The 18,465-nt window shown below is 70.3% G+C and carries 13 protein-coding genes and 1 pseudogene; 6 read left to right on the top strand and 8 right to left on the bottom strand.

The window, feature by feature from the left end; genetic code table 11:
- Positions 1 to 42: 42 nt before the first annotated feature.
- The 4 genes from fabG to plsX are packed head-to-tail and all read right to left on the bottom strand — an operon-like array spanning position 43 to position 3,849.
- Entirely contained in the window at positions 43 to 789 is a 747-nt protein-coding gene (gene fabG, locus NR798_RS17410; RefSeq protein ID WP_375772601.1) for a 3-oxoacyl-[acyl-carrier-protein] reductase, read from the bottom strand.
- A 1-nt stretch (position 790) separates the two neighbouring features.
- Entirely contained in the window at positions 791 to 1,723 is a 933-nt protein-coding gene (gene fabD / locus NR798_RS17405; protein ID WP_375772600.1) for an ACP S-malonyltransferase, read from the bottom strand.
- Between the two features lie 30 nt (positions 1,724 to 1,753).
- Complete coding sequence (locus tag NR798_RS17400) at positions 1,754 to 2,737, bottom strand: beta-ketoacyl-ACP synthase III (RefSeq protein ID WP_375772599.1); 984 nt, start codon at positions 2,735 to 2,737, stop codon at positions 1,754 to 1,756.
- 47 nt (positions 2,738 to 2,784) lie between these two features.
- Positions 2,785 to 3,849 (bottom strand): phosphate acyltransferase PlsX, encoded by a 1,065-nt coding sequence (plsX, locus tag NR798_RS17395; protein ID WP_375772598.1) that lies wholly within the window; start codon positions 3,847 to 3,849, stop codon positions 2,785 to 2,787.
- 250 nt (positions 3,850 to 4,099) lie between these two features.
- Between plsX and rpmF the strand changes: the two genes are divergently transcribed.
- Positions 4,100 to 4,288, top strand: a complete 189-nt coding sequence (rpmF, locus tag NR798_RS17390; RefSeq protein ID WP_047856808.1) for a 50S ribosomal protein L32 — start codon at positions 4,100 to 4,102, stop codon at positions 4,286 to 4,288.
- A gap of 149 nt (positions 4,289 to 4,437) precedes the next feature.
- Positions 4,438 to 4,842: a DoxX family protein gene (locus tag NR798_RS17385; protein WP_375772597.1), complete on the top strand. Its 405-nt coding sequence runs from the start codon at positions 4,438 to 4,440 to the stop codon at positions 4,840 to 4,842.
- A 15-nt stretch (positions 4,843 to 4,857) separates the two neighbouring features.
- Here the strand turns inward: NR798_RS17385 and NR798_RS17380 are convergent, their stop codons facing one another.
- The gene (locus NR798_RS17380) at positions 4,858 to 6,801 is read right to left on the bottom strand and encodes a glycoside hydrolase family 15 protein (RefSeq protein WP_375772596.1); all 1,944 of its coding nucleotides are present in this window, start codon (positions 6,799 to 6,801) and stop codon (positions 4,858 to 4,860) included.
- Positions 6,802 to 7,112: 311 nt separating this feature from the next.
- On the opposite strand from NR798_RS17380, the gene NR798_RS17375 reads away from it, so the two are divergent.
- Together NR798_RS17375 and NR798_RS17370 are read left to right on the top strand one after the other, a co-directional pair.
- Positions 7,113 to 7,937, top strand: coding sequence for a mechanosensitive ion channel family protein (locus tag NR798_RS17375; RefSeq protein WP_375772595.1), 825 nt, complete (start codon positions 7,113 to 7,115; stop codon positions 7,935 to 7,937).
- 110 nt (positions 7,938 to 8,047) lie between these two features.
- A complete protein-coding gene (locus tag NR798_RS17370) occupies positions 8,048 to 10,663 on the top strand; it encodes a DUF4962 domain-containing protein (RefSeq protein ID WP_375772594.1) in 2,616 nt (871 codons plus the stop codon).
- Between the two features lie 183 nt (positions 10,664 to 10,846).
- Here NR798_RS17370 and NR798_RS17365 read toward each other — a convergent pair.
- From NR798_RS17365 to NR798_RS17355, 3 genes and pseudogenes are all read right to left on the bottom strand, one after another.
- Positions 10,847 to 11,293, bottom strand: a pseudogene (locus NR798_RS17365) (tyrosine-type recombinase/integrase); the annotation flags it as partial.
- A gap of 63 nt (positions 11,294 to 11,356) precedes the next feature.
- The gene (locus NR798_RS17360) at positions 11,357 to 12,115 is read right to left on the bottom strand and encodes a DUF5953 family protein (protein ID WP_375772593.1); all 759 of its coding nucleotides are present in this window, start codon (positions 12,113 to 12,115) and stop codon (positions 11,357 to 11,359) included.
- Positions 12,112 to 13,059: a DUF6310 domain-containing protein gene (locus NR798_RS17355; RefSeq protein ID WP_375772592.1), complete on the bottom strand. Its 948-nt coding sequence runs from the start codon at positions 13,057 to 13,059 to the stop codon at positions 12,112 to 12,114. Before NR798_RS17355 ends, NR798_RS17360 begins: the two co-directional genes overlap by 4 nt.
- A 698-nt stretch (positions 13,060 to 13,757) precedes the next feature.
- Between NR798_RS17355 and NR798_RS17350 the strand changes: the two genes are divergently transcribed.
- Entirely contained in the window at positions 13,758 to 14,225 is a 468-nt protein-coding gene (locus NR798_RS17350) for a tetratricopeptide repeat protein (RefSeq protein WP_375772591.1), read from the top strand.
- A gap of 211 nt (positions 14,226 to 14,436) precedes the next feature.
- Positions 14,437 to 18,147, top strand: a complete 3,711-nt coding sequence (hrpA, locus tag NR798_RS17345) for an ATP-dependent RNA helicase HrpA (RefSeq protein WP_375772590.1) — start codon at positions 14,437 to 14,439, stop codon at positions 18,145 to 18,147.
- Positions 18,148 to 18,465: the final 318 nt, after the last annotated feature.

The following is an 18,465-nucleotide window of genomic DNA, read 5'->3' as shown; positions in this document are numbered from 1 at the left end:
GGGCGCGGTATAACCCACGACCGTCGCCGATCCAACCCTTGGCTACATGTACATGCCGCCATTCACCTTCAGGACTTCTCCGGTGATGTAGGCGGCGGAATCGCTGGCGAGGAAAAAGACGGCGTTGGCCACGTCCTCCGGGGAGCCCAGGCGGCCGAGGGGAATGGCGGCCTCCATCTTCTCCCGCGTGTCCCCACCGAGGTGGGACGTCATGTCCGTCCCGATGAAACCCGGGGAAACGGCGTTGACGCGGATGTTGCGGCTGGCCAGCTCGCGGGCCACGGACTTGGTCAGGCCGATGAGGCCCGCTTTGGAAGCCGAGTAGGCGGCCTGTCCGCCGTTGCCCATCTCCCCGACCACGGAGGTCAGGTTGATGATGGAGCCGCCCTTCTGCTTCATCATCGGCCGGCTGGCGGCACGGATGAGGGAGAAGGCGCCCTTGAGGTTGGTGTCCAGCTGCTTGTCCCAGTCCTCGTCCTTCACGCGCATGACCAGGCCGTCCACGGCCACGCCCGCGTTGTTGACGAGCACGTCCAGCCGGCCGTGCGTCTTGACGACGTTGTCCACGGCGCTGGCGCAGGCGGTGGAGTCGGACACGTCGAAGCGCACCGCCTCGCCCTTGGCGCCGGCCGCCTGGATGAGCCCCAGGGTCTCCTGCGCCGCCGCCTCGTTGCCCGCGTAGCTGAACACCACCGTGGCGCCCTGCTTGGCGAAGCCCACCGCGATGGAGCGGCCGATACCGCGCGAGCCGCCCGTCACCAGCACCACCTTGTCCTTGAACGCGCTCATCTCAGGCTCCCAGTGCCGCGAGGGTCTTCTCCAGGCTCGCGGAGTCTTCCACGTTGAACGACTCGATGTCCTTGGTGATGCGCTTGATGAGGCCGTTGAGCACCTTGCCGGGCCCCAGCTCGACGATGCGCGTCACGCCCTGCGCCTGGAGGGCCTGGATGGTCTCCACCCAGCGCACCGAGGAGCTCACCTGCTCCAGCAGCAGCGGCACCACGCGGGCCGCGTCGCTGTTGGGGGCCGCCTCCACGTTCGTCACCACCGGGACGGTGGGAGCGGACACCTTCACCTTCGCCAGCACCTCGGCCAGCCGCGGCTTCACCGGCTCCATCAGCGCGCAGTGGAAGGGGGCGGACACGGGCAGCAGCTTCGCCTTGCCCCCCAGCTCCTTCGCCTTGGCGATGGCCCGCTCCACGGCCTGGACATTGCCCGCGATGACCGTCTGCTCCGGCGAGTTGTAGTTGGCCGGGGACACAACCTGGCCCTCGCCCGCCGCGTCGCACGCCGCCTTCACCTTGGCCGGCTCCAGGCCCATCACCGCGGCCATGGCGCCCACGCCCTCGGGCACCGCCTCCTGCATGAAGGTGCCGCGGGCCCGCACCGCCCGGACCGCGTCCGCCAGCTGCAGCGCGCCCGCCGCCACCAGCGCCGAGTACTCCCCCAGCGAGTGTCCCGCCACGAAGGCCGGCGCCGGTCCCCGCTTGGAGAAGACAGCATGCGCCGCCACCGACACCGTGAGGATGGCCGGCTGCGTGTTGGCCGTCTGCTTCAGCGCGGCCTCCGGTCCCTCGAACAGCATCTGGGAGAACTTCTCGCCCAGCGCCGCGTCGGCCGCCTCGAAGACGGCCCGGGCCTCGGGGAACTTCTCGTACAGGTCCTTCCCCATGCCGACAGCCTGGCTGCCCTGCCCGGGGAAGACGAACGCGATCTTCGACATGCTCCTGCTCCCTCCCTGATTACCAGCGCTCTACCAGCGCATCACCGCGCTGCCCCACGTCATCCCCGCGCCGATGGCCATCATCGCCACCACGTCTCCCTGCTTGAGCCGGCCGGCCCGGTTGGCCTCGTCCAGCGTCATGGGCAGCGACGCGGAGGACGTATTGCCGTATTCGTGCAGGTTGAGCCAGCACTTCTCCACCGGCAGCTCCAGCCGCTGCAGCACGGCCTCGAGGATGCGAATGTTGGCCTGGTGCGAAATGACGTGGTCCACGTCCCGCACGTGCAGCCCGTTGGATGACAGGGCCGTGTGCGTCGAGTCCGCCAGCGCCCGCACCGCGAACTTGAAGACCTCGCGGCCATTCATGTGCAGCGTGTGCAGCTTCTCCTTCAGCACCTCTTCACAGGCGGGCTTGCTCGTGCCGCCGCCCGGGATGCAGAGGATGTCCGCGAAGGAGCCGTCCGTGTACAGGTGCGTGGAGAGCAGCCCCCGGTCCGCGTCCTCGGTGGGCGCGATGACCATGGCCCCCGCCGCGTCTCCGAAGAGCACGCACGTGTTGCGATCCTCCCAGTTGACCGCCCGGCTGAGCATCTCGGCGCCAATGACGAGCGCGCGCTTCACCTGGCCGGTGCGGATGAACTGGTCCGCCACGTTGAGGGCGTAAAGCGAGCCGGAGCAGGCCGCCGACACGTCGAAGGCGAAGGCGTTCTTCGCGCCCAGCTTCGCCTGCACCACGGCCGCGCACGAGGGCATGGGCATGTCCGGCGTCACGGTACCCACCACGATGAGCCCCAGCTCCTCTGGCTGGACTCCCGCCATCTCCAGCGCCCGCCGGGCCGCCTGCACGGCCATGTCACTGGTCGCCTCGCCCGGTGCCGCCACCCGCCGCTTGCGGATCCCCGTACGCGCGGTGATCCACTCGTCCGTCGTGTCGACGATCTTTTCGAGGTCGGCGTTGGTCAGGACCTTCTCCGGTGCGTACGAGCCGGTACCGATGATTTGCGTGCGTGCCACGGTGCCCCCTGTAGGTGTACCGGACACGAACGCCTCGGGCGCGCTCTCTAATCGGAAAAGGCGTCGGCTGTCGCCCCCTTTCCCCTCTGCCGGGCAGGAAGCCAGGCGGCGGCGTCCGCGATGCAACGCGTCAACTCGGTGCGCAATCCGGCCTGTGCCGTCTGCAGGGCGGCCTCCAGGGCCTTCTGGAGCGCCCGGGGCGAGCTGCGGCCATGCGCGACGATCCCCACGCCTTCAATCCCCAGCAGCGGTGCACCGCCATACTCCGCGTAGTCCATCACCTTCTTCAGGCCGGCGAAGGTGGGCTGGAGCAGCAGCGCGCCCAGCTTCTCGGGCAGGCCGCCGCGCCGCTCGATGGCCGAGCGCAGCAGCCCCGTGACGGCCGCCGCCACCCCCTCGGACGTCTTGAGGACCACGTTGCCGGTGAAGCCATCGGTGACGACCACCTCCACGTCCCCGGAGAAGAGATCCTTCCCCTCCACGTAACCGGTGAAGTCCAGATCCGAGGCGCGCAGCAGCTGGGATGCCTCGCGGGTGAGGGACGTGCCCTTGGAGGGCTCCTCTCCATTGGAGAGCACCGCCACCCGGGGACGGGGGATGCCCAGGCGGGCGCGCACGTAGGCGGCCCCGAGCACTGCCCACTGGGCCAGGTGGATGGGCCGGCACTCCACATTGGCCCCGGCGTCCAGCAGCAGGCAGCGCCCCACCCCCTCCAGGGCCGGCAGCAGCGTGGCGATGGCCGGACGCTCCACCCCGGGGATGCGGCCCAGCACCAGCAGCCCCCCCGCCATCACCGCCCCCGAGTGCCCCGCCGACACCAGGGCGTCCGCCTCGCCCCGGCGCACCAGCTCGAACCCCACCCGCAGGGAGGAGTCCTTCTTGCGGCGGATGGCGGAGATCGCGTGATCCTCCATCTCCACCACCTGGGAGGCGGGGTGGAGGCGGACATTGGGCGGCAAACCCCCGGCCCGGGACAGGGGCTCGCGCAGCCGCACCAGGTCACCCACCAGCACCACCTCGTGCGCCGGGTGCTCGCGCGCGAACAGCAGAGCCCCCTCCACGGGGGCCGCGGGGGCATGGTCACCCCCCATCGCATCCAGGACGAGCCTCATCGCGGGCGCATCCTTCCATGGACGCTCCAAGGCTGGGAGCACGGAGAGCAGGCGGGTAGACACCTCCGGGCCCGGGGACATAAGAATGTGGGCGGCCAGGTCAGGGTTGGACAGGGCACGGCGAACCCCGCACAGGCGCGTTGACTCACACGCCCCGAGCGGCTAGGGTCCGCCGCCTTCCGAGTTTTTGCCGGTCGGGACTGGTGGGGAAGCCCCGGAGTCCAGGGCCGTGACGATATAGAGGTGAGCCGTGGGTGTTCCCAAGAAGCGTACGTCCAAGATGCGTCGTGACCGCCGCCGCGCGGCCAACAACAACCTGCGGAGCGCGGTGCAGGTGATCCAGTGCGCCAACTGCAAGGAGCCGGTGCTTCCGCACCGCGCCTGCGCGGCGTGCGGCCACTACAAGGGCCGCGAGACGGTGCCGGGCGCTCAGGCCTGATCACCCGACTCCAGTTCCACTGGAAGGCACGAAGGCCGCTCCCTCTCACGAGGGGCGGCCTTTCTGCTTTTTGGGCCAAACGGCTCTAGTGTCCCGGCCGCGCCGGCCGTGGCACCCCGCCCCCGGCACGACAGGGAGGCACGAAACACATGAAGACGAAGATCGCGTACTGGGTCCTCACCGGCCTGTTCTGCCTGATGATGACGTTCTCGGGATTCATGTCCGTCAGCGGCAACCCGCAGGCGTTGGAGGGAATGCGCCACCTCGGCTACCCGGCCTACTTCGGCACCCTGTTGGGCGTGGCGAAGCTGCTGGGCGTGGTGGCCCTGCTGGTGCCGCTGGTGCCGCGCACGCTGCGCGAGTGGGCCTACGCGGGTTTCGCCATCGACCTCGTGGCGGCCGCGGTGTCGCACACGGCCGTGGGAGACCCGACGGGCAATACGGTGTCGCCGCTCGTCATCCTCGGCGTGCTGCTCACCTCGCACCAGCTCTGGCACCGGATGGAGCGCGGCGCCGAGGAGCCGCAGGTGGCCGCCCGCCCCGCGGTGGGCTGAGAGCTTCCGGCCTCCTCACACCCCGGGCCACGCGTCATGGCAGGAGCTGCCCGGAATGGGGGGCGGCTCGGACTCGAGCAGGTGCGGGGGCGCCATCACGCCCTCGTCCCGCATCCGCAGCGCCAGATCGATGCGCGCCGCGGCGTTGATCAGCCCCAGGTGGCTGAAGGCCTGGGGAAAGTTGCCCAGTTGCTCGCGCGTGAGCGGATGGACCTCCTCGGCGAGCAGCCCGAGGTGGTTGGCCGCCTCGGCGTGGTACATGAAGACCTTCTCGGCCTCCTCGAGCCGGTTGGACAGCGCCAGCGCCTCGACGAGCCAGAAGCCGCACAGGAGGAAGCCGCCCTCCGGCCCCGCCACCCCATCATCCATCCGGTAGCGGCGCAGGAAACGGCCCGCCCCCAGCTCCGAGCGCAGCCAGTCGATGGTCCCCTGCACGAGCGGCTCGCAGGCCCGGAAGCACCCCGCGATGGGCAGCAGCAGCAGCGAGGCATCCGGCTCGTTGCCTCCATAGAAGCCCACGAAGTGCCTGCCCGAGGGGTCCACGCCATGACGGAGGATGTCCTGGCGGATGAGCTCCGCTTCGCTGGCGCACGCCGCCTGGAGGCCCGGCTCGGCGAAGAGCCGGGCCAGATGCTGGCCCCGGTGGAACGCCAACCAGCACATGAGCTTGGAGTGCACGTTGTGCCGCATCCCCCGGCGCGGCTCCCAGATGCCGTGATCCGGCTCGCGCCAGCGGCGGGCGGTGGTCTGGATGACCCGCTTGAGCAGCGCCCAGGTGCGCAACGGAAGGCGGCCCCCGAACCGCTCGTAGAGATAGGCCGCGTCGAGCAGCGCGCCCGCCGTGTCGAACTGGAGCTGATCCCTCGCGTCATTGCCGATGCGCACCGGGCTCGAGCCCTGGAAGCCGGACAGGTGCTCGAGGATCCGCTCCTCGGGCACCGGGCCCCCATCCAGCGTGTACATCACCTGGAGGGGATCGCCGTGCTTCAGCGTGTCGCGCACGAAGTAGAAGAACTCGCGGGATTCGTTCGGGTAGCCGATCAGGTTGGTGGCACGCACGGCCATGGCCGCATCGCGCACCCAGCTGTAGCGGTAGTCCCAGTTGCGCGGCCCTCCAATCCACTCGGGGAGCGAGGTGGTGGCGGCGGCCACCATGGCACCGGTGGGCGCGTACATGAGCAGCTTCAGCGCCAGCGCCGAGCGGAGGACATGGTGCCGCCACGGCCCCTCGTACTGGAGCTGCCGGGACCAGTCCCGCCAGGCCTGGCGCGTGGCCCGGAGCAGCTCGAAGGGCCGGTACGCGGCGACGGGCTCCGGCTGCTCCGAGTCCCAGGCGAGGATCATCCAGCGCCGCTCTCCCGTGCCGAGCCGGATTCGCGTCTGGAGGCCCGAGGCACCCCGGGGCTCCCACCGCGCCTTCCCGTCGAGGACCGCCACCATCCGCTCGCCGAGGGAGCCGCGCGCGACCAGGCCATGCTCCTCCCGGTCCACCCGCGTCTCCGATTCGCCGTACCTGAACCGCGGCGCGAAGACGACATCCAGCTCCAGCGAGCCCTCCAGGCACTCGATGCGCCGGTGCACCTCGTGGATGGTGGCCCGGGGATCGTTCGTCCACGGCATGTAGTCGATGATCCGCACGACGCCCTGGCGCTCGACGCGGAAGAGCGTCTCCAGGACGTTGGTGTCCGGATCGTAGCGCTGCAGGCTCTCGAAGGGCCAGACGGCCGGGGTGATACCGGTGAACCCCCCCCGCTCGTCATCGAGGATCGCCGCGAAGACGCTCGGGCTGTCGAAGCGGGGAAAGCACAGCCAGTCGATGACCCCATCGGGCCGGACCAGGGCGCACGTGATGCCGTCCCCGATCAGTCCCCGGCTGGCCAGGGAGATCTCCCGGTACGACGCCGGATTCGAGAACCGGAACGGCCGGTTCATCCGCTTGGCGGCACTGTAGAGGTCCATGCACGCTGCCCTTTCCTGTCCCAAGGGTAGGGACCCTCACGGGGCGTGAAGTCAGCCTGGGTGGACACCAGCCGGACGTCCGCGCCGGGCGCTCACGGGCCTGGGGAATCGAGCTGGAAACCCGGGTCCCCACCCCCGGCTGACGTGTCAGCCGCCCGGACTGACGTGCCAGCCGCCGTGTCAGCGGGGCCTGCCCCCTGTCCCCTCCGGCTCCGAGGCGCGTAGGTTCGCGGACTTACGTTCGGGGCCGCCCTGGCCCGCTCCCTGCACAAGGCCCACGGCAATCAGATTCCGTCCCCACCAGGAACGCCATGGAAGCCATCCTCAACCAATTGAAGTCGCTGGCCCTCACGGAAGCCCTCCCCTTCATGCTCAAGGCCGTGGGCGCGTTGGTGCTGTGGTTCGTGGGCCGCACCATCATCACGGGCTTCCGGCGCGTGCTGAACCTGGGCCTGCAGAAGCGCCAGCTCGACGCCACGCTCATCCGCTACATCGAGTCGCTCTTCGCCGGCTCGCTCACCATCCTCCTGCTGCTGGCCATCCTGGGGATGATGGGGGTGGAGACCACCTCGTTCGCCGCGCTGCTGGCGGCCGCGGGCATCGCCATCGGCACGGCCTGGTCCGGCCTGCTGTCCAACTTCGCCGCGGGCGTCTTCCTGCTCGTGCTGCGCCCCTTCCGCGTGGGGGATGAGATCTCCGCGGGGGGCGCTACCGGCATCGTGCAGGAGATCGGCCTGTTCGCTACCACCCTCGACACCTCCGACAACCTGCGCATCTCCGTCGGCAACAACCGGCTGTTCGGCGACAACATCGTCAACTTCACCCACCACCCCCACCGCAAGCTCACCATCAAGGTGCCGCTGCTGCACGGCGTGGACGTGCCCACGATGATGCGCGCCCTGGCGGAGCGCGTGGCGGTGGTGCCCGGGGTGCTGCCGCAGCCCGCCACCGACGTGGAGGTGGTGGAGTTCACCGCGCTCGGGCCCGTGCTGGGCGTGGGCGTGTACTGCAAGCCCACCCAGGCCACGGCCATCCAGGCCGCCACCGCCCAGGCCGTCGCGGAGATCCTCATCGCCTCCGGGTACGTCGTCCCCCAGCAGACCGCCCAGCAGTTGCTCGCCGCCAAGGCCAGCTGAACGCCCCCCGAGCACGTCCGGACCCGGGGGACAACCCCCGGCCTGGCGGGCGGGCCCTCCACCGCCCCAGTGTGTGAAGTGGACGGAATAAAGGGTGGCATCCACCCCGCATGAAGCACTTCCTCACGCGTAGGTGGGCGCTGCCCTGGCTGGTCCTGCTGGTGTCCCTTCCCGCGCTCGCGGGGCCACACCCCGGCCTCTTCTTCGAGGCCTCCCAGGTCGAGGCGCTGCGCCAGAAGGCCCAGACGACCCACCAGGCCATCTACCAGCCCATGCTCAAGGGCGCGACGAGCTACCTCGGCAGCACCGTCTCGCCCTCGGGCCTCGTCACCTGGAAGGCGACCGGAAAGACGTTGCAGCTGGAGCGCCGCGAGATCGGCAACCTGCTGGTGGTGCTCGCCTTCGTGGGGCAGCTGTCCACCGAGCCCCAATACCTCGAGCTGGCCAAGGGCTGGCTGCTGACGGTCTCCTCCTGGGGAAACCTGGACCTCGACGGCACGCATGACCTCATCCAGGCGCACCTGCTCGGAGGCGCCGCGGTGGCCTACGACCTGGTGGCCCCGAAGCTCTCCGCCTCCGAGGCCTCCCGCGTCCGCGCCACCCTCCAGCAGAACGCCAACGCCCTGATGCAGTCCTCCAAGGGCGGCGAGTGGTGGGCCGACGAGTACCTGCAGAACCACAACTGGGTGAACCACGCCGCCCTCGGGCTCGCGGCGCTCGCCACCCGGGGAGACCTGCCCGACAGCACCACCCAACCCTGGCTGGAGCTCGCCACCGGCAACGCGCGCAAGGTGAAGCGGGTGCTGGACCTGGTCACCGATGGCCTCTGGCACGAGGGCTTCGGCTACGTCACGTACGGGCTGAGCTGGCACCTGCCCTTCGTCAGCGCGCTCGAGCGCGTCACCGGCACGGACGTGGGCGACCTGGCCCTGGTGAAGGCGATGCCCCGCGCCCTGGCCGCCACCCAGCTGCCGGAACGGCCCTACCAGTCCCTGCTCCTCCACGGGAACTTCTACGCCATCAGCAAGGACATGGGGCTGATGCCCCTGCGCTACGCCGCGACGCGCTACCGGGATCCGGTGGCCCAGGGCACGGCGGACACCTGGCTGCGCGGCACCACCTTCAGCAGCTACGCGCCCGAGCACAACCAGCGCGTCTTCGAGTTCCTCTTCTACGACGCCACCCTGCGCTCGGCGGAGCCACGCGCCCTGCCGCTGGACTGGTATGGCGACAACCAGCAAGTGGCGGTGTTCCGCGGCGGCTGGGACAAGGGCTCGCTCCTGTTCGCGCTCAAGAACGGCCCGTATGGCGGCATGGCCGGGTGGCAGTGGCTCAAGAGCGGCATGGAGCCTCGCGGCACCCTCAACATCAGCCACGACCACGCGGACGACAACGGCTTCTACCTGTACGGCCAGGGCTCGTGGCTCGCCCCCGAGGCCCCCGGTTACTACATCGGCCACTCGGGCTCGCCGGGGCCCGCCGCCAACCAGACCGTCTTCCACAACTCGCTGACCATCGACGGCGTGGGCCAGCTCGGCGAGGGCGTGCGCGACCGGAGCGACTCCGCCGCCTCCTACAACTGGTACCTCGAGCGCAAGGGCGGCATCCCCTTCTTCGGCTCCAGCGAGCACTTCGGCTACACCATCGGCGACGGCGCCTCGCTCTACGCCTCCTCCTTCGGGCTGCGGCGCTGGGACCGCCATGCCCTCTTCCTCGACCGCAAGTGGGTGGTGCTGCGCGACGTGGTGCAGGCCTCGCGCTCGCACGTGTACCGGTGGTCCTGCCACTTCATGAATGGCGCGGCCCGCGAGGGCGGCTGGCTCCACGGGCGCGGCGAGAACGGCCAGGCCCTGGGCGTCGCGGTGGTGGCCCCCGAGTCCTTCGACGTCTCCTTCACCGAGCAGCGGCCCGTCCACGTCCAGAAGTTCAACCCCACCGGCTCCGTCACGAACGCCGAGGTGAAGCCCACCACCGCCGCCGCCAACGTCACCTTCCTCACCGCCCTGGTGCCCACGCCCGAGTCAGCCTGGGCCTCGCGCCCGGCGGTGAAGGCGCTCGATGCGCGAAGTCCCGACGCCGGACTGAAGCTGACGGAGGGGAGCGCCACCAGCTACGCCCTCTTCAACGACCTCCCCGGACAGAGCCGTGACGCGGGAGGCTTCCGGCTGACGGGCCTCGCCGGAGTCGTGCGCTACGAGGGCTCCACGCCCACCCGCGTGCTGCTCGTCCAGGGCACGAGCCTCTCCGATGCCTCGCGCACGCTCATCAGCCAGCCGGACGCCACGGGGGTGCTGGAAGCGGACGGGCTCGCCTCGGACACACTGCGGCTGTCTGGAACCGGCCAGGGCTCGCCCCGCGTCCATGCGCCCCTCGCCACCCGCGTCCTCTGGAACGGCGTGGAGGTCCCCTTCCATCGCGAGGGTGACGCCCTCGTCGTGGGGAAGCTCGCCGCGCCGCTTCCCATCACGTCTCCGGAGGCCACTGGGCCCCTGCCCCCGGCCGTCCTCGAGCCCTCGGCTTCCGACGCCAGCGAGTCCGCGCCTCCGCAGGGCGCCGGCTCCGCGATGCCGCCCCTGGAGGAGCCGGAGCCCGAGGCCTCGCGCTTCCGGGTCGGTGCATCCTGTGCCACGGGCGGAGGGCAGCTCGCCTTCACCTGGAGCCTGCTCGTCCTTAGCGGAGTGCTGGCCCGCTGCCGTCGCCGTCGGACGCGCCCGCCCGCGCGCTGAGCCTGGGAGCGGGCGAGGAGGCGCCCGGCGGGACGGTGGCTGCGCGCCTTTTCCGCACCGTCTGCTGGGACGCCGACGTCCCATCCTCGCGATAGGTACCCGCTCACCTCGGAGGTGACGGGCACGCACGAGCGCCGAGGCCAGAGCGCGTGTCAGCGGCACCTCACGGGGCCGCCCGCCCTTGGGGAGATTGACGTGCCCCTTCCAGTCCGAGCGCTGCACCTTGAGCAGCCCGCGCTTGAGGTCCACGTCGCTCCACTCCAGCGCGATCATCTCGCCCATGCGGAGGCCCGCGTCACCGCCGAGCAGCACCACGAACTGCGGCGCCGGTCCGAGCTTCTCGGCGGCCTGCGCCAGTCGCTCGTAGTCCTCTACCTCGTAGAAGTCGACGGTACGGTCCGCCGCCTTGAGGTGCTCGACCTCCACCGGAATCCGGTCGATGACCTTCCACTTCACCGCGACCTTCAACATCGTCGAGAGCGTGGAGAGGCAGTTGTTCACCGTCTTCACGCTGCGGTCCTCAAGGGCCGCCTTGAGCTTCTGCACGTCCTCGTCCGTGAGGGCGTCCAGCCTCTTCTTCCCGAACCGGGGCAGCAGGTGGTTGCGGAAGTGTGACTCCTTGCTGTCCACGTAACCGGGGCAAGCCCAGCTCCTGCGCGAGCTCGCGCGAGGGAGCGTCTCGTTGCACCTACGTCACGCCTCTGCTCGCCCACCGATCTCCGGGAATCGCTCATAGGCTCGCTTGAGCGCCTCAAGGTGGGTGGGCTTGTCCAGGTCGAGCGGCGCCTCGGTGAGGCTCACCACCCACCCACCCGACGCCGTCCTCCGGGCCCGCGCCAGCAGCTCGGCATCGCGGGATGGGTCCGGGAAGCCGATGGCCTCCGCGGCCGCCGCGGACCAGTAGTTGATCCACCCAAGGTACCTAGGAACCTCGGGCGAGCGGATGTTCCACGGGAGCTTGAGCATCGGCAGGCCAAGAGGGGGGACTTCCGGCCCCCCCGACTTCGGCCCTACTTGCGCTGCAATGACCTGTCTCACGGGACCGGGCGCCACGGTTCCCCACCTGGCGCGCACGCCCTCCGCGACGTTCTCCAGCATGTCCATTGCCGCAGCGACAACGGGCTCGTCCTGCGGGAGCTTCGCATGGACGATAAGCAACGGCTCGCCCCCCGGACTCGCGATCGCGCTCTCTCGCTGCCCATCCATCATGATCGGGTTGCTCTCGTCCCCATTGCACAGCAACCCAAACTCGCCATCTGCGGCCGACTTCGCTAGCCACGCCGCGCGGTGCGGAAGCGCGACGGGCCGCCCCGCGCCCGAGACCCGCCACGCCAACCGCAAGCCGGGGAGTGCACGCTCCATCCCTTCAACAGCCGCGAGCGGGCGCCCGTCGTCGCTCGTGAGAGCTGGCGCGAAGACGTGCAGATGTAGGCGAGCCCGAGTGGTCGTCATTTGCACCCTGTGACGACGATATCAAAGCTGTCGTCCTCCTCCAGTAGAGCGGCCTTGTGGGCCTCGCTGATCACCCCGACCTTGAAGGCATACCCGCAGGCCAGAGCGATCGCCCGGTACTCCCTGAACTCCTTAACCTCCTTTTTGACCGTGATCCCCTTGATGAAGTCGGTGTACCCGTCGAAGTACTCGACCTTGATCTCCCACAGCACCCGCACTCCCACCTGAAGCGCGTCGAAGTTCTTGCCGTCTACCTGTGCGTCCTTCCCGGGCCAGCGGTTGGGCGGATACCAGTCGGCGCACGTGTTGTGCGCCTTTTTACCGCCCCTATGAGGCACTGGGATGGCCTCGCACTTGCGGTCGCGCTCCCTGTCGGTGGGCGCGGGGCCCGGCCCTGGCGGCCAGTCCTCTCCGGCGGGCTCCGGCTTGGGACGCCGCTTCTTCTTGAGCTCCGGCGGAGTCGGCTTCGTCTCTGTCACCGGCCGCGCTTCCGGCACCGGCCGTGTTTCCGGCACCGGCAGCGTCGGCGGTGGCCGCACCTGGGGACGGCCCCGCTTCTCGTACGCCTCCAGCGCCTCTGAAATGGCGAAGCCCACCACCATCACGCCCACGACGACCACCGCGCCCACGACCAGCTCCGGCGCCGCGAGGACACAGAGCCCGATGCCCAAGGCCCCGGCGCCCGCGGACGCGACCGAGCACCGTCCCGTGGTGTCCCTGAACCGCACCCGCTCGTGGTCGAGCGCGTGGTAGCACCGCTCCACCAGGTCGGCCCATGGCTGGCCCGCCTCCTCAACGACGCACCGGCCTCCGTCCGTCCAGGGCAGCTTCGCCGCGCGCCGGAGGTTGGCGAGCACCAGATCCTCGCGTAGCTCCTCGGCCGCTACCCGGGCACGCCCCTCGCGCCGCCAGCTGCGCGCCGTGCCGGTGAGCGTCCTGCCCATGGGGTAGCTCGTCGCGCACGCCAACTGCAACCCGAGCACCACCGCAAGCACCGCGCGAACAGCGCGCATTGCCTGGCCCGACGAGCTCCACCAGGACACGGGCTGCGTACCGCCGCCCTCCCCCACCGCAGGACTCGGATGCTTATAAAACATGGCGCCGGCCTCCCCCTGGAGCATCAGTCCCGAAGGATAGGATGCGGGACGGCCAACCCTACAGGGGGCGGGCGCGCAACACCCCACAGTCCGAGCCCCCTCTACGGTGGGACCCTGGACGTGCGCCGAAAACGGCCGTGCTCCGAAGACGGAGTGCCAGACGTCGGAGGTCGGTTTCAGCGCCCTACTCGGAACGAGAGTTACTCCCAGAGCCCCTTCCGCGCTGGCCCCCTGGCAGGTGCCTGGGGTGGGGACAGCTCGGGCAGGAGCAGGTGGCGAAGAATGCGCCGGATGACGCGGCCCTGGGTGAGCTACGCCAGCACCCGCTGCCTTCCTCCGCTCCTCGGGCAGCAGAAGACGTCCACTGTGAACCTCTTGCTCAACAGCCCCGCCCACTCCAGCCCTGGGATCGCGGGCACTGACGTCCGCAGCCCCGGCGTGCCCTGTCCCATCACCCGCCGCGGCACGTCGCCGGGCCGGGCCCCGAGCGCCACGCGGATGCCAATCCGGCACACGCCGCTTCCACTTGGGGTACACCGCGGTCCATGACATCTACACCCGCGCCTTCGCGCGAAGCCCTCTGTGGAGAGGCGCACGCACGACCTCTCGACGCAAGAGCGCAGATCGCCGCTGCCTACGCTTGTGACCGGGACGGCGTCGAGGAGGAAGCGGTTGTCTTCTACGATGCGGCCTGGAAGCTCGGTGTGCCCTCCGAGCAACGCGCCGAATTCCTCATCGGCTATGGCTCTACCCTCAAGAACGTGGGTCGGCTCGACGAGTCCCTGCGCATCCTGGGGCAGGCAATCACGGACGGTGCATTCCCCAGCGCGGCCAGGGCCTTCCTCGCCTTGACCCTGCAGGCATCCGGCCGCTCACCCGAAGCGATCGCGGAACTCTTGAGCCTTCTCCTGGAGGTGGGGGCGCAGGACGCCGGCCTGATTCGTTATCGCAGGAGTCTCGCCTGGTACGCCGACCAACTCCGGGCCTCCGCTGAACCCGGGCCCGAAAAATAGCCGGCCTACGAGAGCAGGATGCGGAGGAGGGTCACAGCCCGAGCCGGAGAAGCCCAGCAATCCCGGTGCGCGACTGCCCGCCCTCCACCGCGGCCCGCTCCCGTCCGTCAGGGCGTGTCCGCGCAGAACTCCTCCAGGAACGCCGGGCGCGAAGGCGCCTACACACTTCGTCAGGGGCGGAGCGTGCGCTTCAGTGATAGGCCATGCTGCCATGTCCGGCGACTCACCCATTCCTCCCCCCGGCGGCTTGCCTACCCTGCATTTCCCCCCCGAGCTCCCCATCTCGAGCCGGGTGGAGGACATCACCGCGGCCATCACCGCCCATCAGGTGGTCATTGTCGCGGGGGCCACCGGCTCGGGGAAGACGACACAGTTGCCGAAAGTCCTGCTCGCCATGGGGCGCGGCCGCCCGCGCCAGATTGGCGTCACCCAGCCCCGGCGTATCGCCGCGACGAGCGTGGCGGCGCGCGTGGCACGCGAGCTCGGCACGGAGCTGGGCACGGACGTCGGCTACCAGATTCGCTTCGAGGACCGCTCGTCCCGGCGGACGGCCGTGAAGTTCATGACCGACGGCGTCCTGCTCGCGCAGATTCACAGCGACCCGCTCCTGCGCCGTTACGACACCATCGTGCTCGACGAGGCCCACGAGCGCAGCCTCACCATCGACTTCCTGCTCGGGTGGCTCAAGCGCATCCTCCCCAGGCGCCCCGACCTCAAGGTGGTGGTGAGCTCGGCCACCATCGAGACCGAGCGCTTCTCGCAGTTCTTCGGGGGGGCTCCGGTCATCCAGGTGGAGGGCCGGACCTTCCCGGTGGACGTGCTTTACGAGCCGCCCCCCGAGGACGCCGAGCTCGCCGACTCCGTCGCCGATGCGGTGGCGGACGTGCTCTCGCTCGACCCGGACGGGGACGTCCTCGTGTTCCTCCCCGGGGAGCGGGAAATCCGCGAGGCCGAGAATGCCCTGAACGCACGCGAGCTCCGCGGCACGGTGGTGCAGCCCCTGTATGCGCGCCTGTCGGCCGCCGAGCAGTCGCGCGTCTTCTCCACCATCCCCCAGCGCCGGGTCATCCTCGCCACCAACGTCGCGGAGACGTCGGTCACCATCCCGGGAATCGTGTACGTCGTGGACACGGGGGTGGCGCGCCTGTCGCGCTACGAGCCGCGCTCGGGCACCACGCGCCTGCACATCGAGCCGGTCTCCCAGGCCAGCGCCGACCAGCGCAAAGGGCGCTGCGGCCGCGTGCGCGAGGGCATCTGCGTGCGCCTCTACGACGAGGCGGGCTTCACCACGCGGCCCGCCTTCACCGACCCGGAAATCAAGCGCACCGGGCTCGCGGGGGTCATCCTGCGGATGAAGTCCCTCGGCCTCGGTGACGTCGAGGACTTCCCCTTCCTCGACCCGCCCCAGCCGAAGGCCATCGCCGAGGGCTGGCGGGTGCTCGAGGAGCTCGGGGCCATCGAGGGCAAGGAGCGCACCTTGACGCCGCTCGGCAACCAGCTCGCGCGATTCCCGGTGGACCCGCGCATCGCGCGGATGATTCTCGCTGGCGCCGAATACGGGTGCCTGGACGAGGTGCTCATCGTCGCCGCGGCGCTCAATCTGCAGGACCCGCGCGAGCGGCCACGGGAGCTCGCGCAGAAGGCGGACGAGTTGCACCGGCGCTTCCGTGACGAGCACTCGGACTTCACGGGGCTCCTCAAGCTGTGGGAGTTCGTGCGCGAGGCCGAGGGCCGGGGGACGTCCCATCTGCGGCGCGTGTGCCGGGACAACTTCCTGTCCTTCCTGCGGGTGCGCGAGTGGCGGGACGTCCAGCGCCAGCTCGAGGAGACCGTCCGCGAGCTGCGCCTGCCGCGCAAGGGCCGGGGCGCCCCGTCGCGCGGGGACGCCCTGCACCAAGCGCTCCTCACCGGGCTGCTGTCCCGCATTGGCCAGTGGAATCCGGAGCAGCGCCACTATACGGGCGCGAAGCAGACGCGCTTCATGGTTCACCCCTCGTCGGCGCTCTCGAAAAAGCCCCCTGCCTGGGTGATGGTGTTCGAGCTCGTGGAGACGTCCCAGTTGTTCGCGCGCACCGTGGCGAAGCTCGACCCGGAGTGGCTCGCGGCGGCGGCCCCCCACCTGCTCAAGCGCAGCTACTCCGAACCGCACTGGTCGGAGAAGTCCGCGCGCGCCGTGGTGAAGGAGAACGCGACGCTCTTCGGGCTTCAGGTCTTCAAGGAGCGCCCCGTGGCCCTGGCCAGCATGGACCCCGCCCGGGCACGGCTGATGTTCCTCGAGCATGCCCTGGTGCGCGGCGAGTACCGCACCCGGGGGGCGTTCCAGGAGAAGAACCGCCAGGTGCTCGAGCGCGTGGCGCGCCTGCGGGACAAGGCCCGGCGCAGCGAGCTGCTCGACAGCGAGGCGCTGCTGACGTTCTTCGACCAGCGCCTCCCGGAGGACGTGACGGACGGAGCGAGCTTCGAGGTCTGGCGCCGCAAGGCCGAGGCGGCCGACCCCGACGTGCTCGTGCTCTCGATGGAGGATGCCCTCTCGGACGACCCGGGCCTGTCCCCGGCACACTACCCGGACACCCTCACCCTGCACGGCGCGTCCGTGCCGGTGACGTACACCTTCGACCCCGCGGCCGAGGACGACGGCATCACCCTGAGCGTGCCGCTGTTGCTGCTCGCACAGGTGGTCCCGGGTGAGCTCGACTGGACCATCCCCGGGTGGCAGCGGGAGAAACTCACCGCCCTGCTCGAGCAGCTCCCGCGCGCCCAGCGCAAGCAACTGGGGCCGGTGCCGGACCTGGTGGAGCGTCTCGAGAAGGAACTGGTGCCCTTCCGCGGGCCGATGATTCCAGCGCTCGCGCGTGCGGTGTCCCGGCTGTGCGGCGTGGACGTGCCCGAGGAATCTCTCCGGGCGGATGCCGTGGCGCCGTACCTGCGCATCACGCTCCGGGTGCTCGACGAGCGGGGAAAGGAGCTCGCGCGGAGCCGCGACGCCGACGCGCTGCTCGAGCAGTACGGGGGACGTGCACGGGCGGTGCTGCGCAGCGTGGCACCGGCTTCGGACTGGGAGCGCAAGGGGCTGACGGCCTGGACCTTCGGCGAACTGCCCCCCGTGGTCACCCGGCGGGTCGGCGGGCTCGAGCTCCGCAGCTACCCCGCGCTCGTCGACCGGGGCGCTGCCGTGGACCTGGTGCTGCTCGAGACCTCCTCCGCCGCCGACGCGGCCACGCGCACGGGGGTCCGCCGGCTGCTGATGCTCGCCGCGCGCGGACACGTGGCCGTCAGCGCCGCGCGCATGCCGCCGCCCTTCCCGTCCCTGGACGGCGCGCCGCCCGCGCGGGGCCAGGCCGACGCCTTCCGGGCGCTCGTCCTCGCACGCAGCGTCGACGATGCGTTCAAGCTCGCACCCGGTGCGCCGCTGCCCCGCACGCAGGCGGCCTTCGAGGCGCTGGTCCGTGAGGGCTCACCGCGCATCGAGCGCACGGCCCGGGACTGGGCGGACGCCGTCGCTGACACCTCCAGGGAGCTCGCCGCGACGCTCGGTGCACTCAAGACAGCATCCAAGGGGCCGAGCGGCGCGGCGGCCGTGCGGGACATCCGCTCGCAGCTCGGGCACCTGTTCCCCGCGAACCTCATCGAGTGGATTCCTTTCGTGCGCCTGCTGAACTACCCGCGCTACCTCCGCGCGGCCCAGGCACGGCTGTCGCGTGCGGTGGCGAACCCCGGCAAGGACGCAGGGAAGGCCGAGCCCTTCACCCCCCTGTGGGAGAGCTTCCTCGCCAGGCGCGCCACCGTGCGTGACCAGGAGGCGGCGCAGGAGCTGCGATGGGCCTTCGAGGAGCTCCGCGTGGCCATCTTCGCTCCGGAGGTGACGACGCCCGTGTCGGTGACGGTGACGAAGGTCGGCGCAGCCCTCGCGGCGCTGCGCTAGAAGCGAGTGGCTGTACGTCCACGACGAGACACGCGCATCACAAAACCGCTCCCCGTGCTCAATCCGGGCGAAACACATCACAACCCGGGAGCCAGCACATGAAGGTCAAGACGAACATTCGCGGTGGCCTCAATCCTCAACCGGAGCCGCCGGGTTGACGGCCCGTTCCCGTGAGCCGGGCCATCCACCGGGTTCCACCCAGGCGGCGCTGTCCTCGCGCGTCTTCGAGCGGAGTGTCATGTCCTGCGATGGCCGCTGAGCCACCGTATTGACGGCTTCACGTACGGCGAAGTAGTCACCGCGCCCCACCACACGAAG

Origin of the sequence: Archangium gephyra (assembly GCF_042230915.1) — a bacterium.
GTDB classification, from domain to species: Bacteria; Myxococcota; Myxococcia; order Myxococcales; family Myxococcaceae; genus Archangium; species Archangium gephyra_B.
This window is presented reverse-complemented; position numbering and strand designations above follow the sequence as displayed.

Coding starts and splice junctions, on each gene's coding strand:
- fabG (WP_375772601.1), bottom strand. CDS start 789: ATGAGCGCGTTCAAGGACAAGGTGGTGCTGGTGACGGGCGGCTCGCGC.
- fabD (WP_375772600.1), bottom strand. CDS start 1,723: ATGTCGAAGATCGCGTTCGTCTTCCCCGGGCAGGGCAGCCAGGCTGTC.
- plsX (WP_375772598.1), bottom strand. CDS start 3,849: ATGAGGCTCGTCCTGGATGCGATGGGGGGTGACCATGCCCCCGCGGCC.
- NR798_RS17385 (WP_375772597.1), top strand. CDS start 4,438: ATGAAGACGAAGATCGCGTACTGGGTCCTCACCGGCCTGTTCTGCCTG.
- NR798_RS17380 (WP_375772596.1), bottom strand. CDS start 6,801: ATGGACCTCTACAGTGCCGCCAAGCGGATGAACCGGCCGTTCCGGTTC.
- NR798_RS17375 (WP_375772595.1), top strand. CDS start 7,113: ATGGAAGCCATCCTCAACCAATTGAAGTCGCTGGCCCTCACGGAAGCC.
- NR798_RS17370 (WP_375772594.1), top strand. CDS start 8,048: ATGAAGCACTTCCTCACGCGTAGGTGGGCGCTGCCCTGGCTGGTCCTG.
- NR798_RS17360 (WP_375772593.1), bottom strand. CDS start 12,115: ATGACGACCACTCGGGCTCGCCTACATCTGCACGTCTTCGCGCCAGCT.
- NR798_RS17355 (WP_375772592.1), bottom strand. CDS start 13,059: ATGGGCAGGACGCTCACCGGCACGGCGCGCAGCTGGCGGCGCGAGGGG.
- NR798_RS17350 (WP_375772591.1), top strand. CDS start 13,758: ATGACATCTACACCCGCGCCTTCGCGCGAAGCCCTCTGTGGAGAGGCG.
- hrpA (WP_375772590.1), top strand. CDS start 14,437: ATGTCCGGCGACTCACCCATTCCTCCCCCCGGCGGCTTGCCTACCCTG.